This is a genomic window from Clostridioides difficile ATCC 9689 = DSM 1296, from assembly GCF_001077535.1.
Classification (GTDB): Bacteria; Bacillota; Clostridia; order Peptostreptococcales; family Peptostreptococcaceae; genus Clostridioides; species Clostridioides difficile.
Genome location: NZ_CP011968.1, coordinates 179,408 through 204,285 on the forward strand (window position 1 = coordinate 179,408; position 24,878 = coordinate 204,285).

At 28.9% G+C, this 24,878-nt stretch carries 19 protein-coding genes and 2 riboswitches; all 19 genes read left to right on the forward strand.

All coding sequences use genetic code 11. The features are described 5' to 3' along the window. The first annotated feature begins 12 nt into the window (after positions 1-12). Positions 13-116, forward strand: a riboswitch (SAM riboswitch). Positions 117-252: 136 nt separating this feature from the next. The 19 genes from metK to CDIF1296T_RS01290 all read left to right on the forward strand — a co-directional run bounded on the left by metK (position 253) and on the right by CDIF1296T_RS01290 (position 24,813). Further along, positions 253-1,446 (forward strand): methionine adenosyltransferase, encoded by a 1,194-nt coding sequence (gene metK / locus CDIF1296T_RS01200; RefSeq protein ID WP_003432462.1) that lies wholly within the window; start codon positions 253-255, stop codon positions 1,444-1,446. 315 nt (positions 1,447-1,761) lie between these two features. Further along, positions 1,762-2,859: a YkvI family membrane protein gene (locus CDIF1296T_RS01205; RefSeq protein WP_003425444.1), complete on the forward strand. Its 1,098-nt coding sequence runs from the start codon at positions 1,762-1,764 to the stop codon at positions 2,857-2,859. A 263-nt stretch (positions 2,860-3,122) separates the two neighbouring features. After that, positions 3,123-5,342, forward strand: a complete 2,220-nt coding sequence (recD2, locus tag CDIF1296T_RS01210) for an SF1B family DNA helicase RecD2 (protein ID WP_009895208.1) — start codon at positions 3,123-3,125, stop codon at positions 5,340-5,342. Between the two features lie 44 nt (positions 5,343-5,386). Then, positions 5,387-6,127: a ComF family protein gene (locus CDIF1296T_RS01215; RefSeq protein ID WP_021388586.1), complete on the forward strand. Its 741-nt coding sequence runs from the start codon at positions 5,387-5,389 to the stop codon at positions 6,125-6,127. A 331-nt stretch (positions 6,128-6,458) separates the two neighbouring features. Then, the gene (locus CDIF1296T_RS01220) at positions 6,459-8,372 is read left to right on the forward strand and encodes a BglG family transcription antiterminator (RefSeq protein ID WP_021389667.1); all 1,914 of its coding nucleotides are present in this window, start codon (positions 6,459-6,461) and stop codon (positions 8,370-8,372) included. Between the two features lie 140 nt (positions 8,373-8,512). After that, positions 8,513-8,821 carry a PTS lactose/cellobiose transporter subunit IIA gene (locus tag CDIF1296T_RS01225; RefSeq protein WP_003420747.1) on the forward strand — a complete coding sequence of 103 codons (309 nt, stop codon included), beginning with the start codon at positions 8,513-8,515 and terminating at the stop codon, positions 8,819-8,821. A 22-nt stretch (positions 8,822-8,843) separates the two neighbouring features. Beyond that, positions 8,844-9,170 carry a PTS sugar transporter subunit IIB gene (locus tag CDIF1296T_RS01230; RefSeq protein WP_003425440.1) on the forward strand — a complete coding sequence of 109 codons (327 nt, stop codon included), beginning with the start codon at positions 8,844-8,846 and terminating at the stop codon, positions 9,168-9,170. Positions 9,171-9,208: 38 nt separating this feature from the next. Then, positions 9,209-10,543, forward strand: coding sequence for a PTS cellobiose transporter subunit IIC (gene celB / locus CDIF1296T_RS01235; RefSeq protein ID WP_003432489.1), 1,335 nt, complete (start codon positions 9,209-9,211; stop codon positions 10,541-10,543). A gap of 10 nt (positions 10,544-10,553) precedes the next feature. Next, positions 10,554-11,072 carry a GrdB-related putative oxidoreductase gene (locus CDIF1296T_RS01240; protein ID WP_009895211.1) on the forward strand — a complete coding sequence of 173 codons (519 nt, stop codon included), beginning with the start codon at positions 10,554-10,556 and terminating at the stop codon, positions 11,070-11,072. Positions 11,073-11,167: 95 nt separating this feature from the next. After that, positions 11,168-12,127 (forward strand): N(4)-(beta-N-acetylglucosaminyl)-L-asparaginase, encoded by a 960-nt coding sequence (locus tag CDIF1296T_RS01245; protein WP_009895213.1) that lies wholly within the window; start codon positions 11,168-11,170, stop codon positions 12,125-12,127. A 48-nt stretch (positions 12,128-12,175) separates the two neighbouring features. Next, entirely contained in the window at positions 12,176-13,228 is a 1,053-nt protein-coding gene (locus CDIF1296T_RS01250) for a Sapep family Mn(2+)-dependent dipeptidase (protein WP_003434411.1), read from the forward strand. A 2-nt stretch (positions 13,229-13,230) separates the two neighbouring features. Beyond that, a complete protein-coding gene (locus CDIF1296T_RS01255) occupies positions 13,231-13,905 on the forward strand; it encodes a copper homeostasis protein CutC (protein ID WP_009895215.1) in 675 nt (224 codons plus the stop codon). A gap of 552 nt (positions 13,906-14,457) precedes the next feature. Next, positions 14,458-15,009 carry a ribosome hibernation-promoting factor, HPF/YfiA family gene (gene hpf, locus CDIF1296T_RS01260; RefSeq protein ID WP_003434417.1) on the forward strand — a complete coding sequence of 184 codons (552 nt, stop codon included), beginning with the start codon at positions 14,458-14,460 and terminating at the stop codon, positions 15,007-15,009. Between the two features lie 131 nt (positions 15,010-15,140). After that, on the forward strand, positions 15,141-17,816 hold the full coding sequence (gene secA, locus CDIF1296T_RS01265) for a preprotein translocase subunit SecA (protein ID WP_009895216.1): 2,676 nt from the start codon (positions 15,141-15,143) through the stop codon (positions 17,814-17,816). A 14-nt stretch (positions 17,817-17,830) separates the two neighbouring features. Next, a protein-coding gene (gene prfB, locus CDIF1296T_RS01270) for a peptide chain release factor 2 (RefSeq protein WP_177451831.1) occupies positions 17,831-18,938 on the forward strand; the annotation gives its coding sequence in 2 pieces (ribosomal slippage) (positions 17,831-17,905 and positions 17,907-18,938; 1,107 coding nt in all). A gap of 143 nt (positions 18,939-19,081) precedes the next feature. Further along, positions 19,082-21,223 carry a Tex family protein gene (locus CDIF1296T_RS01275; protein ID WP_009895217.1) on the forward strand — a complete coding sequence of 714 codons (2,142 nt, stop codon included), beginning with the start codon at positions 19,082-19,084 and terminating at the stop codon, positions 21,221-21,223. Between the two features lie 147 nt (positions 21,224-21,370). After that, positions 21,371-22,537 (forward strand): amidohydrolase, encoded by a 1,167-nt coding sequence (locus CDIF1296T_RS01280; RefSeq protein WP_003425424.1) that lies wholly within the window; start codon positions 21,371-21,373, stop codon positions 22,535-22,537. 59 nt (positions 22,538-22,596) lie between these two features. Beyond that, positions 22,597-22,714: riboswitch (FMN riboswitch) on the forward strand. A 124-nt stretch (positions 22,715-22,838) separates the two neighbouring features. Next, a complete protein-coding gene (locus CDIF1296T_RS01285; protein ID WP_003420780.1) occupies positions 22,839-23,444 on the forward strand; it encodes an ECF transporter S component in 606 nt (201 codons plus the stop codon). 328 nt (positions 23,445-23,772) lie between these two features. Next, on the forward strand, positions 23,773-24,813 hold the full coding sequence (locus CDIF1296T_RS01290; RefSeq protein ID WP_009895219.1) for a DUF4116 domain-containing protein: 1,041 nt from the start codon (positions 23,773-23,775) through the stop codon (positions 24,811-24,813). The last annotated feature ends 65 nt before the right edge of the window (positions 24,814-24,878 follow it).

A 24,878-nucleotide genomic window follows, 5' to 3' on the forward strand; every position in this document is an offset into this window, starting at 1 on the left:
TAAATCTTGATTACCTTATCAAGAGAGGCTGAGGGATAGGCCCTGTGAAGCCCAGCAACCACCCAAATGGGAAAAGGTGCTAATTCCTACAAGACAAAAGTCTTGAAAGATGAGGTCAGTTAATTAGTATGTAATTACGATTATTAACCTCTTCTTATAAAGGAGAGGTTTTTTTATTTTGAGTAAATTTCTAAAATTAAAAATAAGGTAAAACCTATAATAAAAATTAAGAATAAATAAGGGGGAATAAAAATGGCAAGACATTTATTTACGTCAGAATCAGTTACAGAAGGACATCCTGATAAGATATGTGACCAAATATCAGATTCAATATTAGATGCATTATTAGAAAAAGACCCACAATCTAGAGTAGCTTGTGAAACTACAGTTACTACTGGTTTAGTTTTAGTAGCAGGAGAAATAAGTACATCTGCTTATGTAGACATTCCTAAATTAGTAAGAGAAACAGTAAGAGAAATTGGATATACAAGAGCAAAATATGGATTTGATTGTGATACTTGCGCAGTTATAACTTCTATTGATGAACAATCTGGAGATATAGCTATGGGAGTTGATGAAGGTCTAGAAAGTAAGACTGGAGAAGAGATAGAAGAAGAAATAGAAAAAGTTGGAGCTGGAGACCAAGGTATAATGTTTGGATTTGCATGTAATGAGACTCCAGAATTAATGCCACTTCCGATATCTTTGGCACATAAATTATCAAGAAGACTTACAGAAGTTAGAAAAACAGGTTTAGTTGATTATTTAAGACCAGATGGAAAAACTCAAGTTACTGTTGAATATGAAGGAAGTAAAGCTGTAAGAGTACATACAGTTCTTATATCAGCTCAACATTGTGAAACAGTATCAAATGATAAAATAAGAGAAGATTTAATTAATCATGTTATTAAGGAAGTTATACCAGCAGAATTACTTGATGAAGAGACTAAAATTTATATAAATCCAACAGGAAGATTCGTTATAGGAGGACCACAAGGAGATACAGGTCTTACAGGAAGAAAAATAATAATAGATACTTATGGTGGATATTCTAGACATGGTGGAGGAGCTTTCTCAGGAAAAGACCCTACAAAAGTTGATAGATCTGCTGCTTATGCAGCTAGATATGTTGCAAAAAATATTGTTGCGGCTGGTCTTGCAGACAAATGTGAGATAGAACTTGCATATGCTATAGGTATAGCTAGACCATTATCTATATTTATAGATACTTTTGGGACAGGCAAGGTTTCAGAAGAAAAACTTGTTGAATTAGTAAATAAACACTTTGATTTAAGACCGGGAGCGATAATAAGAGACTTAGATTTAAGAAAGCCTCTTTATAAAAAGGTTGCTGCTTATGGTCACTTTGGTAGAACTGATATAGATTTACCTTGGGAAAGAACTGACAAGGTTGAGCAGTTAAGAAAAGATGCTTTAGGTGAATAATTTTTAACTAAAAAGCTGTTAGAATGTAATTTTATGATTACTTTCTAACAGCTTTTTTATTATGAGTTAAATATTTTTAATAAATGTTAATTTATCATCATATAATGAATAAACAGTATTTAATCTGGTCAATACATTTTATATAATACTCTACTAAATTTATACATATTATGGGATATATGTTAAAGGATGGTTAAGAATGTGTTAACTAATGTTAAATAATTAAAAATATATTGAAATATCACAATAATGAGTCTAATATAATCTTAATAAACTTACACTTTAAAAATAATTTTAATTGGGGGGGAGTAGTGTATGTCAGGCAAAGTAAATATTAAAACGGTTATAAGTTTTGCTGGAGCTTATGTTGCTACTGTAATAGGTTCTGGATTTGCAACTGGTCAAGAAATACTGCAATTTTTTACGTTTTATGGATATGCGGGTATTATAGGTGGAATAATCTCTATGGTACTATTTTCATGGTTTGGAGCAGAAGTTATAGATAAGGGAAGAGAATTGAAACTTAAGGAGCCAATAAAAATTTATCAAGTATATTGTGGAAAATATCTTGGAACATTTTTTGAATGGTTTGGTCCATTGTTTTTATTTGGAACATTAGTAATAATGATTGCAGGAGCAGGAGCTACATTATCAGAGTACTATGGATTAAATCCATATGTAGGTAGGATTGGTATGGCAATCGTTTCCCTAATAACTGTTTCATTAGGTTTGACAAGGCTTTCTAAAATACTAGGTAATATAGGACCTATAATAATAATATTTACACTTTTAGTAGGAGCAATTAGTTTATTTAGCAATATTGATGCTTTATCAAATGCTGGAAATATGGTTGATAGTTTAAATATTAAAACTGCTACATCAAATGGATATTTCTCGGGAGTACTTTATACTTGTTACAATGTAATAATAGTAATAACATTCTTGACAGGAATGGGAGCTTCTGCAGTAAATAAGAAAGATGCTGTATGGGGTGGTATAGTAGGTGGAGTAGCACTTATGGCAGCAGCTATAATGATGAATTTGGCATTACTTTCAGACATAGGAAATATATACACAAAAGAGATACCAGCACTTTACTTAGCTGATAAGATATCTCCAATAATAGGTATTTTATTCTCAGTAGTACTTTTACTAGGAATATACACTACAGCTGTACCATTGTTATGGTCAGTAACAAACCGATTTGTAGAAGATGACCACCCTAAGTTTAAAATTATAACAATAGTGGTAAGTATATTAGCTTGTATAGGAGGTTTACTGCCATTTGATAAGTTAGTAGGTACACTATATCCATATACAGGTTACATGGGAATTTTAATTTTACTATGTATGCTTTATAGAAGAATTACTAAAACTGAGGGGTACAAGGAGAATAAATCTGAAATAAGTTAGTACTGTAATATACTTATGAAATTTAATTTATACTCTAAATATAGAGTAATTAAAATAAAATAGCTATTTAAATATGGTACCTGTATTTCATGGTACCATATTTTATGGATGCAGATTTTTTTTGTTTCTGATAAAATGTATAATAGTTGGAAATTACGTTAAGTATAAAAATATAAAACTTTTCTACGATTATCATAGTTTTAATATATAAAATTATACTAACATTTAAATGGAGCGATTATTAGTATTTTTAGGAGATAAAAATGGAAAAATTAGAAGGAATGATAAGTGAAATAGTCTTTAAAAACGAAGATAATGGTTATACAATAGCTCACCTGGTAAATGAAAATGATGAAATTGTGGTTGTAGGATGTATGCCTACTTTGGCAATTGGAGAAAGCATAGAAGTTGAAGGAAAGTGGGTAAATCATAAGATTTATGGGACTCAATTTGAAGTGAATAGTTTTATGCCAGTAACACCATCATCCTTAGAAGGAATTTATGTTTACTTATCTTCTGGAATGATACATGGTATTGGTGAAAAAATGGCAAAAAGAATAATTGATAAGTTTGGTGTAGATACGTTAGAGGTGATACAAAATTCACCAGAAAAACTACAAGAAGTAGAAGGTATAGGGAGTAAAAAAGTAAAACAAATAGTAAAAAGTTATGAAGAAGACAGAGAATTGAGAAATATAATAATACAGCTATCTCCTTTTGGAATAACACCAAATTACTGCCTAAAAATATATAAAAAATATAAAAGCAGTGCAATAGAAGTTATAAATAAAAACCCATACCAACTTGCTGAAGATATAAGAGGAATTGGATTTAAAGTAGCTGATAGTATAGCAAGTAAAATTGGTATAGATAAAAACTCTAAAGATAGAATTTGTCAGGGAATCTTATACACTTTAAATAAATCTTTAAGTAATGGGCATACATATTTACCAGAGCATGTTCTAATACAAGATTCGGAAAAATTGTTGGAGCTAAATGGAGAAATACTAAAAGAGTGTGTAATGATGCTAGTTTATAATCAAAAAATACATATAGAGAAAGTAAACAATGAAAATCTTATATACCTTATGCCATACTATTTAGCTGAAAATGGAGTATGTAGTCAAATAGTAAAATTATCACAGTATGAATTTGAAGACTTAAAAATAGATATAGATAACGAGATTAATGTTTTAGAAGAAGATAAGAAAATTAAGTTAGCAGAAAAACAAATTTTAGCAGTCAAAGAATCTGTTAATAGTGGAGTATTAATTATAACTGGTGGACCAGGAACTGGTAAAACAACTACCATTAATGCTATCATAGATATATTTGAAAATAATGGTAAAAGTGTGACTTTGGCAGCTCCAACGGGAAGAGCAGCAAAGAGAATGAGTGAAACTTCTAATAAAGAAGCAAAAACTATACATAGGTTGCTAGAAATGGGATTTTCAACAGATGATGATTTAACTTTTTTTAAGGATGAAGAAGACCCAATAAATTCAGATGTAATAATTGTTGATGAGGTATCAATGGTAGACATTATCTTAATGTACAATTTACTTAGAGCTATAAAGTTAGGAACAAGAGTAATTTTAGTTGGAGATAGTGACCAATTACCTTCTGTAGGTGCTGGAAATGTACTTAAGGATATGATTAATTCTAATATTATAAATGTAGTTAAATTAAATGAAATATTTAGACAAGCGCAAGAAAGTATGATAATTGTAAATGCCCATAAGATAAACAATGGAGAACCACTTTATCTAAATACAAAAGGTAAAGATTTCTTTTTTATAAGAAAATCAACTAATGAAGAAATTTTAAATGAAATAATAGGATTGGTTAATGAAAGATTACCTAAATTTTATAAAGTTGAGAAATTAAAAGATATACAAGTTTTATCTTCAATGAGAAAAGGTGAATTGGGAGTTACTAATCTCAATATAGAGTTACAGAAGTATCTTAACAAAAAAGAAAAATTTAAAGTTGAAGAAAGTTTTTCTAAAAGATTATTTAGAGTTGGCGATAAGGTAATGCAAGTAAAAAATAATTATACAAAAAAATGGGAAACAGAAGACCAAAAAGAAAGTGGAGAAGGTATCTATAATGGAGATATAGGATATGTTTATCACATAGATAAAGATAAGAAAACTATTTATATATTATTTGACCAGACTAAAATTGTATCATACCTCTATGATGAATTAGATGAAATTGACCATAGTTTTTGTACAACAATACATAAAAGCCAGGGAAGTGAATTTCCAGTTGTAGTATTGCCAATAGCGTGGGCTCCTCCTATGTTACTTAGCCGTAATTTATTATATACAGCAGTAACAAGAGCAAAAAAATTAGTTGTATTAGTTGGAGATGTGAAATATCTTGAATATATGATAAAAAATAATAGAGTTAATCAAAGGTATTCAAATTTAGGATATAAGCTAAATAAATTTAAACAAGAAGGGTTGTTGATAGAATAAATATGAAAATATGCAATGATAATTTTATTAAGAATTTTAAAAATATGATTAATAAATGTTTGGATTTTATATATCCTGAGAATATAAGTTGCATAATTTGTGATAAATCCATAAAGAAAACAAATACTTATTCAATATGTAAAAGTTGTTTTAAAGAAATGAATTTTATACAAGATGGTTGCATGAAGTGTGGAAAACCAATAATACGTCATTCAATTGAAAAAGAATTTATTGAAGAGTGTAGTTATTGTTTTAATAAAGACTTTTATTTTGATAAATCAATATCTTGTATTGAATACAATGATGTGACAAAAAAGATGGTGTTAGGGCTGAAGTATAACCAAAAAACCTTTATGGCTAAGTATATAGCTCAAATAATGAAAGAAAAATTATATTTAGAAAACATAAAATTTGATTATATATTATTTGTTCCACTTCATAAAAAAAGGCTAAATAAAAGAGGTTTTAATCAGGCACAAAAAATAGCATTTAATTTAAGTAAAATAGTAAATATTCCATTATTAGATTGCATAAGTAGAAAAAAATATACAAGAATGCTATATAAATTGAATAAGAAAGAACGAAAAGAAGAATTAAAAAATGTATTTGTTGTTAAAGAAAATGTTAAATTAATAAATAATAAAAATATACTTTTAATAGATGATATATTTACTACTGGTCTAACAACAAACGAAATTTCTAAACTTTTAAAGTTATCAGGTGCTAATAAGGTTTTTGTATTGACTCTACTTACAAAAGCAAATGATAATTATATTATGGAATAATCTTATATATTGACAATTTTAGTTTAAAATATTAAAATGAATAAGTGATATTTAGGTCTGTGGTTGAAAGTCCAAGCCAGTCGCAGGCAAAGGGATCCACGTAAGTTAACACTAAAAATTGGGTTAATGATCATGGTGCGGCTTAGAAGTAAGACCTACCGATAATAAAATCGAGAGAGAGTAGTAGTGCGGCGAACCCAAGCGAACCCTCCAGTAGGCGAGTGTGGGGTCAAAAACCAGGTCAGCTAAATATCATATTAAAAGAGAGCTAGCATACCTTTATGTATAGCTCTTTTTTATATATAATAAATTTAGGTTGAGTCATAAAGAGGTGATATGTTTGAATAAAAGACAAGAAAATTTATTAACAACATTGCTATTAAAAGAAGAGTTTATAAATGTTAATAAGATTGCCAATGATTTTGAGTGTTCAGAAAGGACAATAAGAAATGATTGCAAATATATTGATGAATGGTTATCTACTTTTTGTAATGCTTATATCAAAAGAAAACCTAATATTGGGATTAAATTTAGTGGAGATGGAACAGACAAAATACTGGTAAATCAGAAGTTGCGAGGTGAAGTTAAAAGAGTAAATAGTGAGCTTCATAAGCAAGTTGAGATATTAAATTTACTACTTTGTAATAATAAAAAAGTTACTTTAAATGATTTATCTAATAAGTTGTACATAAATAAAAATATTGTCAGAGAAGAAATAAGTAAATTATCAGTAGCATTAAATAATTATAATTTAAATATCTCGACTAAAAAAGGCAGTGGTATATATATTGAAGGGGATGAGAAAGACATAAGAATAATGTTAGTATCATTCTTATTTAAATATATAGATAAATACAGATTAAACATAGATGAAATAGAGTACTTCCATATAGTAGATATAATAATTGTAAAAAACATAATGCTTACTATAGAGGAGGATATGGATATAAGACTTACAGATATATCATTCAAGCAATTGATGCTATTTTTGCTTATAAATATAATACGAATAAGGCTGGGAAATTCTTTAAAAGTATCAAATACTAAGAAAGAGCTTAAGCTAAAAATGCTTATATTGGATATAGAAGATGAATTGAAATCTAATTTATCCATAGTATTAAATTATGAAGAAAAATTGTTTATAGAATCTTTAATATTGGGTATGAACAAACAAATAAATAGTAATAATATTAAGAAATCTTTATATCTAAATGAAGAATTAGCAAGTTATACAAAAAAAATTATAAATTTAGTATCAGAAGAATCAGGAATAAATTTTAATAATGATATATTACTTTATGAACAATTAATATGTCATTTGAATGTTACAATGCATCAAATGAAAAGCAATGTTTACTTAGAAAATCCACTTTTAGATAACATAAAAACTAAATTTTGTTTTTTATTTACAGTAATATCAAGTTCAATAGAAATTGAATTAAAAGGAAAACAAATAACGGAAGATGAAATTGGTTATCTTACACTTCACTTTCAAACCTCTCTAGAAAGAAAATACAGCAAAAGGGAATCAAATAAAAAGGCAAGTATTGTATGTCCATTTAGTTTTGGAGTAAGTATGCTATTAAAAGTAAAGATAGAAAAGAGATTTGATAACATAAAAATTATTGAAACATTAAGAGAGGAAGATTTAAAAAGAGATAACTTTAATAAGACTATAGATTTTATAATTGCATTTCAAGAGTATGAAAATATCCAAAAACCAATTTTTATAACAACACCATTATTTACTGATGAGGATGAGAATAAACTTAAAGAGTTCACAAACAAAATAAAAGAAAAAGACACTTCATATAAACTTATGAACAGATTAATGATGTCTGATTATTTAATAAGAGAGTTAGAACATGATGATATTTATGAAGCTATAACATATTTAACTAATTTATTAATTGAAAAACATTATGCAGAAAAAGAGTATTTACAATCTATTATAACAAGAGAAAAGTCATATCCAACCAATGTTGGAAAAGGAATATTATTCCCTCATGGAGACATGAAATATATAAAACAATCTGTTTTATGTTTTGCAAGGTTAAAAACACCAATAAAAATTAGAAATGGAAAGGATATAAAGATTATACTTTTGTTAGCATATAAAAAAGATGATGATAGAAAAGTATTTAGAGAATTATTTAAAGAAATATCTAATTTAACAGAGGATGAAAATATGCTAGATATTCTAAGTAAATGTGACATTGAAAAGGTAAAAGATATTCTTATATAAAATTCATAGTGAACTATGGATAAGCACAAAATTTTCCATGTGATGGAAAAAGTTGTGCATGTTTTTTTGTTTTTATAAGATATTATATGTTTGTAAGGTATAAATAATCTAAAAGTAGAGAAGCAACTTAGGAGGAAAAAATGGAAGAAATAGTTTTAAAGATTATAATTCATGCTGGAAATGCAAAATCTATGCTTTATGAGGCACTTGACTATGCAAAGGAAAACGATTTTAAAAAAGCAGATGAATTAATTGAAAATGCAAATGAAGAAATTTTAAAAGCACATAAAGTACAAACTGAACTTATACAAAAGGAAGCTGGGGGAGATAAATCAGATATATCTATTTTATTGATTCACTCTCAAGACCATTTAATGACTTGTATGAGTGAGAGAAACCTTATAAAAGAAATGATTATGTTAAGAAAAGAAATTCAAAAACTAAAATAAAAAATTAAGGGGGATTTAAAAAATGAAAAGAAAAGTATATTTATTTTGTAGCTTTGGTATGTCAACAAGTTTACTTGCAGATAAAATGCAGAAGGTAGCAGATGAACACAATTTACCAATAGAAGTAGAGGCATTTCCGATAGCAGAAATTGACAAAATAGTTGAAGAAAAAAATCCAGATTGTATATTATTAGGACCACAAGTTAAATACATGCTAAAGGAGTTAAAACCAAAGTTTGAAGCTCAAGGAAAACTTATAGATATAATCAATGAAGTTGATTATGGAACTATGAATGGGGAAAAAGTATTAAAACTTGCTATAAAGCTAATAAAATCTAAACAAGCGTAGAATTATAGTAAAAAATAATAGGAAATGAGGGTGGATAGATGAATAGATTGGAAAGAATACTTATGCCATTGGCTGAAAAAATAGGTAAAAATAAATTATTAATTGCAATTAGAGATGGTTTTTTAGTATCATCACCATTATTAATAATAGGTTCATTATTTTTATTAGTAGCAAATTTTCCTATAAAAGGATGGAATGAATTTGTAGGTCAAATTTTTGGTCCAGATTGGGCTGTAAAATTGCAACAACCAACTGTAGCAACATTTGAAGTAATGACTCTACTTGCAGTTTTAGGGATTGGATATTCTTATGCAAAGCAAATAGATGTAGACCCAATAGCATCAGCAGCAGTTGCAATAGTTGCCTTTTTTATAATAACACCATTTGTAATACCATATACACCAGAAGGAACAGAATCAGTTTACATGGTAACAGGTATACCACTAGGTTGGATGGGTTCTAAGGGAATGTTTGTAGGTATGATAACAGCAATAACCTCTGTAAAATTATTTGCTGCAGTTGTAAAAAAAGGATGGACATTGAAAATGCCAGATGGAGTTCCTCCAACTGTATCAAAATCATTTGCAGCATTAATACCAAGTGCAATAGTTATGGTAGTTTTCTTTTTAGTTAAGATAGCTTTTGAAGCTACACCATATGGAAGTATACATGAATTTATATTTAAGTTTTTACAAATGCCATTATTAAAATTAGGAAATAGTTTAGGTGCTATGGCAATCGCTTATATATTCTTACATTTATTCTGGTTCTTTGGAATAAATGGAAGTAGTGTTGTTGGGGCTGTGTATAATCCAATATTAAAAATTCTATCAGCTGAAAACTTAGCTGCTTTTCAAGCTGGTTCAAAAATACCAAACATAATAACAGGTCAATTCCAAGATATGTTTGCGACATTTGGTGGAGCAGGTAGTACACTATCATTAGTCATAGCTATGTTATTAATATGTAAAAGTAAACGTATAAAGTCAATGGGAAAACTATCAATTTTACCAGGAATATTTGGTATAAATGAGCCATTGATATTTGGTCTACCAATAATGCTTAACCCAATACTATTGATACCATTTGCAATAGTTCCAACAATAAATATAATAATAGCTTACTTCTGTATGTCAGCAGGATTAGTGCCTCTTACAAATGGAGTTCAGTTACCGTGGACAACTCCAATTATATTCTCTGGTTTTTTAACAACAGGATGGCAAGGTGCAGTCTTACAATTAGTACTTCTTATACTAGGAATATTTATGTATATACCATTTATAAAAATGCTAGATAAGCAATACTTGAGAGAAGAAAATGAAACTGTTGAAGAGGAAGATGATGATATATCTTTTGATGATTTAGTATTATAGGAGGAAGATTATGAAGAAAATAGTTATGATATTGGACCAAATACAAGCTGGAGCTGGAGGAAAAGAGAAAAGTAATATACCTCCTGCTGGAAAATCAAGCCCATTAGGACCAGGTGTAATGATGGAGCAATTTTTAAATGAATCTAAGGTAATAGCTACCTTATTTTGTGGGGATGAATTTTTTGTAAATAATCAAGAAGAAGTAACGAGTAAGATGATAGCTATGGTAAAAAAATTAAACCCTGATGTAGTAATCTGTGGACCAAGCTTTAATTACGAAAACTTTTCTAAGATGTCAGCAATACTGTCTAAAAATATAAATGATAAAACAGATATACCAGCTTTTGCAGCTATGTCAGAAGAAAATATAGATGTGATAAACGAATATAAAAATGACATATGTATAGTTAAGACTCCAAAAAAAGGTGGAATTGGTCTTAATGATTCGTTAAATAACATATGTAAATTGGCAAAAGCAATAGCAAATAAAGAAGATATAACTTTGATGAAAGAAGAATTTTGTTATTAATAAGAGTATTAATTATTAGCAAGTTTAAATATTATACTATTTATAATAAGCATACATTAGTAAAATCTATATAATTTAAGGAGGGGAATTTTAACATGTGGGGAATGATAGCGACATGGAGAATGGCCCTAGAAGGAATAACTGAGGCATCAGAACATTTAGAAAAAGGCATGGAAGCAGGTGATGCTGTAGAGCTTGCTGTAAGAAGAGTTGAAGACTATCCATTCTATAAATCGGTTGGATATGGTGGACTTCCAAATGAAAATTGTGAGGTAGAACTTGACGCTGCATTTATGGATGGTAACACATTAGATATTGGCGCAGTTGCTGGTATAAGAGATTATTCTAATCCTGTCAGCATAGCTAGGAAGTTAAGTTATGAGAAGGTAAATAATTTTTTAGTTGGAATAGGTGCTGAAGATTATGCTCATAAAAATGGATTTGAAAGAAAAAATATGTTGACTGATAGAGCGAAGTTACATTATAAAAAGAGAAAAAAAGAGACTTTAGACAAAGGATTAAGCCCATATGCTGGTCATGATACTGTTGGTATGATATCTTTAGACAAAACTGGAAAAATGTGTGCAGCTACATCAACAAGTGGATTGTTTATGAAGAAAAGAGGTAGAATAGGAGATTCTGCACTATCTGGTTCAGGATTCTATGTTGATAGTAGTATAGGAGGAGCTACAGCTACTGGTTTGGGAGAAGATTTAATGAAGGGATGTATATCTTATGAGATAGTTAGACTTATGAAAGAAGGGAAGCATCCACAAGAAGCATGTGATATTGCAGTAAATGAACTTGATAAACAGCTTATCAAAAGAAGAGGAAAAGCTGGTGATTTATCATTAGTTGCCATGAATAATAAAGGTGAATGGGGAGTAGCTACAAATATAGCTGATTTTACTTTTTCAGTAGTAACTAAAGAAGAATCTCCTACTGTATATATTTCAAATAGAGTAGATGGAAAGACTATACATAAGGTTATATCAAATGAGTGGATGGAAGCATATGAGGCTAGAATAAAAGCACCAATAGAAGTAAGTGAGTAAAGTAGTGGTTACATAATTAAAATAGAGTTTTATAATAAGGAGATTTTTATGAATATCATAAGTAATAAAATAGATGAGTTAAAAGAAGATTTATTAAGTGATATTATAGATATTGTAAAAATACCTAGTGTCAAAGGGGAGTCAGAAAATGGCTTCCCTTTTGGCGAAAAAGTAGGGGAGGCACTTAATAAAGCATTAGAAATATCAGAAAAATTGGGATTTAAGGTTAGAAACTTGGATAATTATATTGGTTATGCAGAGCATGGAGATAGTGATGATTATGTTTGTGTAATTGGACATGTAGATGTTGTACATGAAGGAGATGGTTGGAAGCATCAGCCTTATAAGGGAGAAGAAACTAATGGAAGAATTTATGGACGAGGAGTACTAGACAATAAAGGACCTATAATGTCTGCCTTATATGGATTATATGCTATTAAAGAATTAAACTTAAAATTAGATAAGAGAGTTAGAATAATATTTGGTACAAATGAAGAAAGTGGATTTGAAGATATACCATATTATTTAGAAAAAGAAAAAGCACCTATTATGGGATTTACACCAGATTGTAAGTATCCTGTTGTATATGGTGAAAAAGGCATGGCAAAGATTAGAATAAAAAGTAAAATCAATTATGAAGAAGATGTATACCTAGGTTTTATAGAAAATATGTCTGAAAATGTGCTTGTTACATATAAAGAGCTGAATATAGAAAATAGTGATACTATATTAGATATAAAGGTAAAATACGATTTTAGTTATAAATTGAAAGATGTATTAGATGAAATAAAAGCTAGTTTTCCAAATAGTATCGATATAGAGGTAATTTCTAATTTTAATCCTGTATATTTTGATAAAGAGAGTAATCTTGTTAAAAAGCTTCAGCTAGCTTATGAAAGGGTTACATCATTAGATGGAACTCCAGTAACAACTAATGGAGGTACGTATGCAAAAGTAATGCCAAATATAGTTCCGTTTGGACCTTCATTTCCAGGACAAAAAGGAATAGCTCATAATCCTGATGAATACATGGATATAGAAGATATAATATTAAATGCAAAGATATTTGCAAATGCAATATATGAATTAGCAAAGGAGTAGTTATGTTAGAAATAATAGGAATGTCAGTAGAAGACGCTAAAATTATAGAAGATTGTGGTGCAGATAGAATAGAGTTAGTTAGTGCTTTAACTGAAGGTGGATTGACACCAAGTTTTGGTCTTATAGAAAGTGTTGTTAACAGTGTAAAGATACCTGTGAACGTGATGATAAGACATCATGCGAAAAGTTTTGTATACAGTAAAGAAGATATAAGTATAATGCAAAAAGATATAAGTGTGGTTAAAGAGATTGGTGCTAATGGAGTTGTATTTGGTGTATTGGATAAAAACAATAGTATAGATGAGAAAAATCTAAATGTTTTATTGAAATGTTGTGATAATCTTGATGTTACATTTCATAGAGCAATAGATGAATCAAATACAATAGATAGTGTTAAAATTTTGAAGGATTATGATAAAATTACGAATATATTAACATCAGGAGGGAAAGGAAGTATAGTTGATAACATACAAATGATAAAGAATATGATGCTTAGTTCTAATCACATAAAAATTCTTTTAGGTGGAGGTCTTAATTTTAATAATATAGAAAAGATAAAGGAATTGACTAAGGCAAGTAATTTTCATTTTGGTACAGCGATTAGAATAAATAACAGTCCTTTTGAAGATATAGATAGACAAAAGCTTAAACAACTCGTAAATATAATTTCAAGATAGTATATGAATATAAAATACTTAGTTTAAATAAAGAGAGTAAGTTAATTATAATTTGGGTATATGAATGTTAATAGGTATTAAATATGAAATTATTGTTGAGTATGCTTTATAACTTTTAAGTAGTTTTAAATATAAATAATGAAAGAAAAGATAGATTATGGAGGTTTTAGAGGGTTTATATTTATTAAAAAATTATAAAGGTATATTGGCATATAATACACATAATTTCCTAAAATTACCATCTTATGACATGAATTCACATATTAATAAACAATTAATGGAGATTTTTGTGGATAGAAATAGGAGTAAAAATAGCTTTAAATAAACAAAAACAAGAGTTATTAACAGTTTTATCCACATTATCCACAGGTGTTTGTAATAATATTAATCCACATAAGTATCAATGTAACTAAAAATGATAAATAATTCTATCAATTGAATAGAAAAAATCATAAAAGTAAATAATAAAAAGAGGATTATGAGAGTTCGTGTAGAATATATTATTAAAGTATAAATTTTCTTATACTGGCATAATTGAAGGGAGATGTATTTATGAACATAATTATATCTGGAAAACAAATCGAATTAACTGATGCAATAAAAAATAAAATCGAAACTAAACTAAGTAAGTTAGATAATTACATTCATCCAGACACTGATGTAAAAGTTACAGTAAGTGCGAGAAAAGCAAGACAAAAAATAGAAGTAACAATAGCTACTGTAAATGGTCCTATAATTAGAGCAGAAGATATGCAGGAAAATTTATACACAGCTATAGATGTTGTATATGATAAATTAAGTAAACAATTAAAAAAATATAAAAAGAGATTACAAGATAAACATAAAGACAACAAGAGTATAAGATTCCAAGATGCAGAGATAAATCTAGCTGATGAACAAGAGGATTATGGGGATGAAAATCAAGAATTAGTAATTCAAAGACGTAAGAAATTTAGTGTTAAGCCAATGAGTGAAGAAGAAGCTGTATTACAGATGGAATTAATAGGACATGATTTTTATATGTTCAAGAACATAGATTCAGATGAAATAGCAGTAGTTTATAAGCGTAATAATGGTGGATATGGTATAATAGAACATGAATAAAGCAATTTAGATTTAATCATATTAGCTATCGATAAATAAATTATCGATAGCTTTTTAAATTAATATTAAAAGTATAGTTTTTATGGTAAAATGAATAATAGTACAATAAAGAACGAGGAGAGATGTAAAATATGAGCTTTATGGATAATTTATTCAACATGGCAGATAAAAAAGAATTAAAAAAGTTCAATAAAACTGTTGATATAATAGATTCATTAGAACCTAAATTTGAATCTATGGCAGACTCGGAACTTAAAAATATGACAAATATATTTAAAGAAAGATTAGCAAATGGTGAAAGTATAGATGATATACTTCCAGAAGCTTTTGCAGTAGTTAGAGAAGTTTCTAAGAGAGTGTTAGGACTTAGACACTACAGAGTTCAAATGATTGGAGGTATAGTACTACATCAAGGAAGAATAGCAGAAATGAAAACAGGTGAAGGTAAAACTTTGGTTGCAACTGCTCCTGTTTATTTGAATGCGCTTACTGGAAAAGGTGTACATGTTGTAACAGTAAATGATTACCTTGCAAAACGTGATAGAGACCAAATGGCAAAAATCTATGAGTTTTTAGGAATGAGTGTAGGCGTTATTATACACGGTCAAAATCCAAAAGTTAGAAAAGAACAATATGATTGTGATATAACTTATGGTACAAATAATGAATATGGATTTGACTATCTAAAGGACAATATGGTAATACACAAAGAGCAAAGAGTTCAAAGAGGATTAAATTATGCTATAGTGGATGAGGTTGACTCTATACTAATAGATGAGGCTAGAACACCACTTATCATATCTGGACCTGGAGACAAATCAACTCACTTATATTCAGATGCAAACACATTTGTTTTAACCTTAAAACCAGATGATTATGAATTAGAAGAAAAAGATAAGGCTGTATCTCTAACAGCATCGGGTATACAAAAAGCAGAAGTGTATTTTAATGTTGATAATATAACAGATATATCTCATACAGAATTATACCATCATATAAATCAAGCTTTAAGAGCACATGTAATAATGAAGAAAGATGTTGATTATGTTGCTAAAGATGGAGAAATAGTAATAGTAGATGAGTTCACAGGTAGACTTATGTTTGGTAGAAGATATTCAGAAGGTTTACATCAAGCAATAGAGGCTAAAGAAGGTCTTAAAATACAAAGAGAATCTAAAACACTAGCTACTGTAACATTCCAAAATTACTTTAGAATGTACAAAAAACTTTCTGGGATGACTGGTACAGCAAAAACAGAAGAAGAAGAGTTTAAAGCAATCTACAAAATGGATGTTTTCCAAGTACCTACTAATAAGCTTATGATAAGGGAAGACTTACCAGACTGTGTATACAAAAGTGAAATAGGTAAATTTAATGCTGTAGCACAAGAAATAATTGAAAGGCACAAAGTCAATCAACCAATACTTGTAGGTACAGTATCAATAGAAAAATCAGAATTATTATCACAAATACTAAAGAAAAAGGGCATAAAGCACGAGGTATTAAATGCTAAGCATCATGATAAAGAGGCAGAAATAATAGCACAAGCTGGTAGACTTGGAGCTGTTACAATAGCTACTAATATGGCTGGTCGTGGTACAGATATAGTTCTAGGTGGAAATCCAGACTTTTTAACTAAGAGAGAAATGAGAAGAAATGGATTTAAAGAAGAAATAGTAAATAGAGTAGATACTCCAATAGAAGGTATACCTGTAAAAGGTAATGAAATTCTATTTGAAGCTAGAGAAGAGTATGAAAAACTATTTGAAAAGTTTAAGCAACAAACACAAGAAGAACAAAAACAAGTTGTAGAAGCAGGTGGACTTGCTATAATAGGTACAGAAAGACACGAATCTCGAAGAATAGATAACCAGTTGAGAGGTCGTGCTGGACGTCAAGGTGACCCAGGGAGTTCAAGATTCTATATAGGTCTTGATGATGACCTTATGAGATTGTTTGGTAGTGATAGAATATCTGGTATTGTAGATAAAATAGGTCTTGAAGAAGACATGCCGATAGAACATAGAATATTATCTAAGTCTATTGAAGGAGCACAAAAGAAAGTCGAAGGTAAAAACTTTGGAATAAGAAAGCATGTACTTCAATATGATGATGTTATGAATAAACAAAGAGAAATAATATATGCAGAGAGAAAACGTGTATTAGAAGGTGAAGATTTACAAGAACAAATACAATCAATGACTCATTCTATAATAGAAGAAGCAGTTACTCTTTATACACAAGATAAAGGATTTGATGAAGAAGGATTCAAAGAACATATGTATAATCTGTTCTTGCCAAAAGGTAGCATAGAAATACCAGAAATAGAAAAACTTAATCCAGTTGAAATAACAGAAAAAGTTTATGAAATAGCTATGAAGATATATACTTCAAAAGAAGAACAAGTTGGCTATGAGAGAATGAGAGAAGTTGAGAGAGTAATCTTACTTCAAGCTGTTGATAACCATTGGATAGACCATATAGATGCTATGGACCAATTACGCCAAGGTATTGGTCTTCGTGCTGTAGGTCAGCAAGACCCAGTTATTGCTTATAAAATGGAAGGTTTTGATATGTTTGATGAAATGAATAAACATATCAAAGAAGATACTGTAAGATATTTATTTAATATAACAATAGAAACTCCAGTGGAAAGAAAAGCAGTTGTAGATGTTGAAAATCTATCTTCTCCATCAGATGGAACACTTCCAACAAGTAAAACTGTTAAAAAAGATGAAAAGGTTGGAAGAAATGACTTATGCCCTTGTGGAAGTGGTAAAAAATATAAAAACTGTTGTGGAAGATAATCTCGGAGGATTAAATGTTAAAGTTACAAGAGTATAGACATAGTATGGAGCAGATGGCTTCAAATTTAGAAGAATTGAGGGTTTCTCTTTGACATAGCTTCATTGATGAAAAATATACAAATTAATGAAGAAAAGATGAATCAACAAGATTTTTGGAATGATAATGAAGTCGCTCAAAGAGTACTTCAAGAAAATAAATCTTTAAAAGAGACATTAGAAGAATATGAAAGCTTAAAAAGCTTATTAGAAGATATAGAAGTATTAATTGAAATAGGTTTAGAAGAAGATGATGATTCTGTAGAAAGAGATATAGAAAAGTCCATAGAATCAATGGAAGAAAAATTATCTGAAATGAAAATAAAGACTCTTCTAAATGGAGAGTATGATAAAAATAATGCTATATTATCTATAAATGCTGGTACTGGTGGCTTAGATGCTCAAGATTGGGCTCAAATGCTTTTGAGAATGTATATAAGATGGTCAGAAAGTAAGGGTTATAAAGTTAAGCTTTTAGATATAATATCAGACCCTGAAGCAGGGATAAAGACAGCTACAATTCTTGTAGAAGGAACAAATGCTTATGGGTATTTAAAGAGTGAAAAAGGAGTTCATAGATTAGTGAGAATATCTCCATTTGACCCATCAGGAAAAAGACATACTTCATTTGCATCTATAGATGTAACACCAGAGTTAGATGAAAATATAGAAGTAGAAATTAATCCATCAGATTTAAAGATAGACACATATAGAGCTTCTGGAGCTGGAGGGCAACATGTAAATACGACTGATTCAGCAGTTAGAATAACACATATCCCTACTGGTGTAGTAGTTCAGTGCCAAAATGAAAGGTCTCAGCATCTAAATAAGGACAGAGCTATGAGACTTTTAATGGCGAAATTGATAGAATTAAAAGAGTTAGAGCAAAAGGAAAAAATAGAAGATATACAAGGCAAATACTCACAAATAACTTGGGGTAGTCAAATTAGGTCATATGTTTTTCAACCATATAAATTGGTTAAAGACCATAGAACAAATGCTGAGTTTGGCAATGTAGATAGTGTAATGAATGGAAATATAGACTTGTTTATTAATGAATACTTAAAAATGAATAAAATAGTTTAATAAATATGCACTGTAATTAAGATATATGTATAAGAAGGTTAGTGCTTAATATGCACTTACAGCACTTAGGCTGAGGACGATAACCCTCAGCCTTCGTTCTGTTTTGTTATACTTATGAAAAACTAACATTAGGAGTGAATAAATTGGATATAAATCAAATCTTAAAAAAAGAGTTTAATCTTAGAGATGAACAAATAAATAATACATTAAAACTTATTGATGAAGGAAATACAATACCATTTATAGCTAGATATAGAAAAGAAATGACTGGCGAAATGAGTGATGTTACACTAAGAGAATTTTATGAAAAATTAATGTATTTGAGAAATCTTCAAAGTAGAAAAGATGATGTAGTTAGACTAATAGATGAACAAGGGAAATTAACAGATGAAATAACACAAAATATAGAAAAAGCAAAAACATTACAAGAAGTAGAAGATATATATGCTCCATACAAACAAAAGAAAAGAACGAGAGCAACAATAGCAAAAGAAAAAGGATTAGAAAATTTAGCATTGTCAATACTAGAGAATAATTTAGATAATATAGAAATAGAGGCAAAGAATTATCTTGATGAAGAGAAAGAAGTTCTTTCTATTGAAGATGCTCTAAAAGGTGCTAGAGATATAATTGCAGAACTAGTCTCAGATGATGCTAAGATTAGAAAGTATATAAGAGAATTAGCTTTAAGAGAAGGTATGATAGTTAGCAAAAGTGCTACTGATGAGAAATCGGTTTATGATATGTATTATGATTATAGCGAAGCAGTAAAAAGTATGGCTCCACATAGAGTTTTGGCAATAAACAGAGGAGAAAAAGAAAGCTTCCTAAAGGTTAAGTTGGAAATAAATAATGATAAAGTTTTAAATTACATAATAAACGAATATGTAAATGATAAAAATTTCAAAAATAAAGAAGAAATCGTAAGTTCAATAGAAGATTCTTATAAAAGATTAATTTTCCCATCAATAGAAAGAGAAATAAGAAATCATTTAACAGAAATAGCTCAAGAAAGAGCTATAAGTGTATTTGGAAAGAATGTTAAAAGTTTATTGCTTCAACCACCAGTTAAAGACAAAGTAGTTATGGGATTTGACCCTGCATTTAGAACTGGATGTAAAATAGCTGTAGTAGATAAAAATGGTAAACTACTAGATTATACAACAGTATATCCAACAGACCCTCAAAATGATGTAGAGGGAGCAAAGAAAGTTTTAAAAGGATTGATTGAAAAATACGATATAGATATAATTTCAATTGGAAATGGTACTGCATCTAGAGAATCAGAAACTTTTGTATCAGAAATGATAAAAGAAATAGATAGCGAAGTGCAGTATGTGATAGTTAGTGAAGCAGGAGCATCTGTTTATTCAGCATCTGAACTTGCAAATGAGGAACATCCAGATATAAATGTATCAATAAGAGGAGCTATATCTATAGCTAGAAGATTACAAGACCCATTAGCAGAGCTTGTAAAAATAGACCCTAAAAGTATTGGTGTTGGTCAATATCAGCATGATTTAAACAAAAAGAGATTAGAAGAAGTACTAGATGGAGTTGTTGAAGATTCTGTAAATAGTGTTGGAGTAGATTTAAATACTGCATCATACTCCCTACTAGAACATGTTGCAGGAATAAGTAAAGCTATAGCAAAAAATATAATAGCATATAGAGAAGAAAATGGAGATTTTACGTCAAGAGCACAATTGAAAAAAGTAAAAAGACTAGGACCTCAAGCATTTACTCAATGTGCTGGATTTATGAGAATCTTAGAGGGTAAAAATCCACTAGATAATACAGGTGTGCATCCTGAAAGTTATGATATATGTAAAAAAATGATTGAGATAATTGGATATTCTTTAGATGATGTAAAGAATAAGAATATAGGTGAAATAGATGAAAAAATAAAAGAAATTGGCTTGAGGGAATTAAGTGAAAAACTGGAAGTAGGACAAGTTACATTAAAAGATATCATAGCTGAAATCAAAAAACCAGGAAGAGACCCAAGAGAAGAAGGTATAAAACCTATACTTAGAACTGATGTCTTAAAAATTGAAGATATACAAGAGGGTATGACTTTAAAAGGTACAATAAGAAATGTTGTAGACTTTGGTGCATTTGTAGATATTGGAATAAAAAATGACGGATTAGTTCATAAATCAGAAATGAGTAATAGTTTTGTGAAAGACCCTATGAGTATTGTTACAGTAGGTGATATAGTAGATGTAAAAGTCATTGGAATTGACTTAAACAAAAAAAGAGTTGCCTTATCAATGAAAAAATAGATAAGTTTATGTATGGTTATAATACTTAGATTCTATATTTGTAAATAAGATTACTCGAGTGTATAAATGTTAAAAATTTGTAAAAGTATATAGTAAGAAAATATATTAAAATAAGAACGATAGTCTTGAAAATCAGGAGGAAAATGAATGATTTTTATAAAAAATGGTAAAATAAATACCATAACAAATGGGATAATTCATGGAGATATACTTATAGATGAAGGAAAAATAATAGAAATTGGAGAAGATTTGATAGCTCCTTTAGATGTAGAGGTAATAGATGCTAGTAATAAACTTGTGTTTCCTGGATTTATAGATGCTCATACTCACTTAGGTTTATGGGAAGATGGTATAGGGTTTGAAGGAGCAGATGGAAATGAAGAGACTGACCCAATAACACCACAATTAAATCCTATAGATGGAATTAATCCAATGGATAGAACTTTTAAAGAAGCTTTTGAAGGTGGAATAACTTCTGTTTGTACAACCCCTGGAAGTGCAAATGTTATGGGTGGTCAATGTATAGCTATAAAGACATGTGGAAAAAGAATTGATAAAATGGTAATAAAAAATCCAGTTGCATCTAAAATTGCTTTTGGAGAAAATCCAAAGAGCTGTTATGGTCAGGATGATAAATCTCCTCAAACTAGAATGGCTATAGCTGCTTTACTTAGAGAAAACCTAAAAAAAGCAGAAGAATATTTAGAGGATATTGATATGTATGAGAGTCATGATGATGAAGACTGTGAAAAACCTGAATATGATATAAAAATGGAAAGTTTAATACCAGTTTTAAGAAGAGAAATTCCTTTTAAGGCACATGCTCATAGAGCAGATGATATGTTTACAGCAATAAGAATTGCAAAAGAATTTAATTTAAAGCTTACATTAGACCATTGTACAGAAGGTCATCTTATTGTAGATGAATTAGTGGAAGAAGGGTTTCCTGTAATAGTAGGGCCATCTTTGTCAGAAAGGTCTAAATTTGAGCTTAGAAATTTGACATTTAATACAGCAGGAATACTTTCAAATGCAGGTCTTGATGTATGTATAATGACAGACCATCCAGTAATACCAGTTCAATATCTTCCAATATGTGCAGGTATTGCAGTAAAACATGGTATGAAAGAAGAAAAAGCAATAGAATCAATTACGATAAATCCAGCTAAGACTTTAGGAATAGAAGATAGAGTAGGCTCTATAGAAGTTGGTAAAGATGCAGACCTAGTAATTTGGGATAATTCTCCACTAGAGATTCAAAGTAATGTACTTTACACTATAATAAATGGCAAAGTAGTGTATGAGAAAAAATAACTTGACAATTATTAAAAAATTAACTAATATAAGAGTGTAAGGAAAATTAAAAAATCAAAGAAGATCTTCGGGGCAGGGTGAAATTCCCTACCGGCGGTATAGCCCGCGAACTACTTAAGTGGTTGATTTGGTGAGATTCCAAAGCCGACAGTAAAGTCTGGATGAGAGAAGATATTTATGGAAGATAAATAAGTTTATTTTAGTTTGTTTAAACTATATCCATAAAAACTCGAAGATAGGGTCTTCGAGTTTTTTGTTTTTCCTAAAAAATATAAACATATTGATTAGGGGGAAAATAATTATGCAAAACACAGCAAAAAGAGGCAATATGATTTCAACAAGAACTTTAGTAGTAATGTCAATTTTATCTGCAATATCTTATTTATTAATGTTTATTCAAGCACCAATACCAGGTATATTTCCAGATTTCTTAAAAATTGACTTATCAGATATTCCAGCAATATTCGGAGGAATGTCTCTAGGACCATTAGTTGGATTTGGAATAGTTGTAGTAAAAAATGTGTTACAAGCAATAACAGCAACAACAACTGGAGGAATAGGAGAATTTGCGAATATATTAATTGGTGGTTCTTATGTAATGATACTTTGTTATTCATATAAGAGAAGTGGAGATTTAAAAGGTGTACTGATTGGTTTTGTATTAGGAACAATATCTATGACTATAATTGGTTCATTAGTAAATTATTTTGTAATGTTGCCACTTTATGGTCAACTTATGGGACTAGATGCTATAATAGGTTTAGGTTCAGCTATAAATCCTCAAGTTCATGATTTATTCACTTTTGTAATTTGGATGATAGCTCCATTTAATGTGCTGAAGGCTGTTATAATATCTTTAGTAACATTGCCACTTTATAAAAAAATGGGAAATATAATAAAGAAATAATTAGACAAGAAAATATAAAATTAAATGTATTGAATAGCCATAATTTATTTATAACTTCAGTCCTATATTGTGATTGATATATTAAATATATTATGGCTTTATTAATTTATCAAAAAATGTATATAAAATAAGAAATATTTAGACAAATTTAAATTTTAAAATAAAGGAAGAATTAAAACGATTAACTATTAAAATATGAAAAAGGTATCTACAATATACAGAGCGAATTTATAATAAACAAAAAATAAAGTTATTATTAAAAAACTATAAAGATTAATAATCAAACTTTTAATAATAACTAATTTAATAATGATAGGGGTGTATATTCATGCATTTATCTAAAAAAATAAAAAAATTATTTTTAGATGATAAAGGGTATTATTTTAATAGTAATTGGAAAGATATTCATATTGGTATTTATGATACAAAATTAGGAGATTCTTTAAAGTATATCACTAATGAATATATTGAAAATATGGAAAGGGTAAAATACGATTATCGTGAATTAAAAAATATAGAAAATCAAACTGATGGTATGTGTATTTTAGCAATAAGGCAGAATTACAAGGCATTAGAGTATGTAAAAAATCAAACCGAAGAATTATGTTTAGAAGCAATAAAGTATAATTATAAAGCACTTGAATATGTAAAAGAACAAACAGAATACTTGTGTCTTGAAGCTATAAAAAAAGATTGTAATGCACTTAAGTATGTACGAAATAAAACAGAAGGGCTTATTATAAAAGCAATAAGTCATTCTTCCAATATAGATGTTGTAAGTATACTAAAGGCTTTAGAGACTCAAACAAGAAGGATATGTTTAGAAGCAATTAAAAAAGATGGCAGGTGTCTTGCATACGTTAGAGAACAGAGTGAAGAATTATGTATAGAGGCCATTAAGCAAAATTATAAAGCATTAAAATATGTAAAAAATCAAACGGAAAAAATGTGTATAGAATCCGTAAGACAAAATGGTATGGCATTACAATATGTAAATAAACAAACTGATAAAATATGTATAGAAGCTGTCAAACAAGATGGAAGAAGTATACAATTTGTCAACAATAAGACAGAAGAAATATGTATAAATGCTATAAGATATTTAAATAAAAAATATAATATTAAAGATGTACTAAGTTACATAGATAAGTATACAGAAGATATATGTATAGAGATTGTAAGACAAAATGGAAAAATGCTTATGTATATAAAAAATCAAACAGAAAAAATGTGTATTGAAGCAGTAAAAGAGAACTATAAGTCTCTTAAGTATGTAAAAGAGCAATCTGAGAGAATATGTAAAGAAGCATTGAAGCAAAACCATAAAGCAAAAGAGTATGTAAAAATTGCTATTGATGATTGTATATAAGGTGTAGATACAGCCATCAATAGTGAAAGATAAAAAAAGATAAAGACAAGTACTTTATAATAATC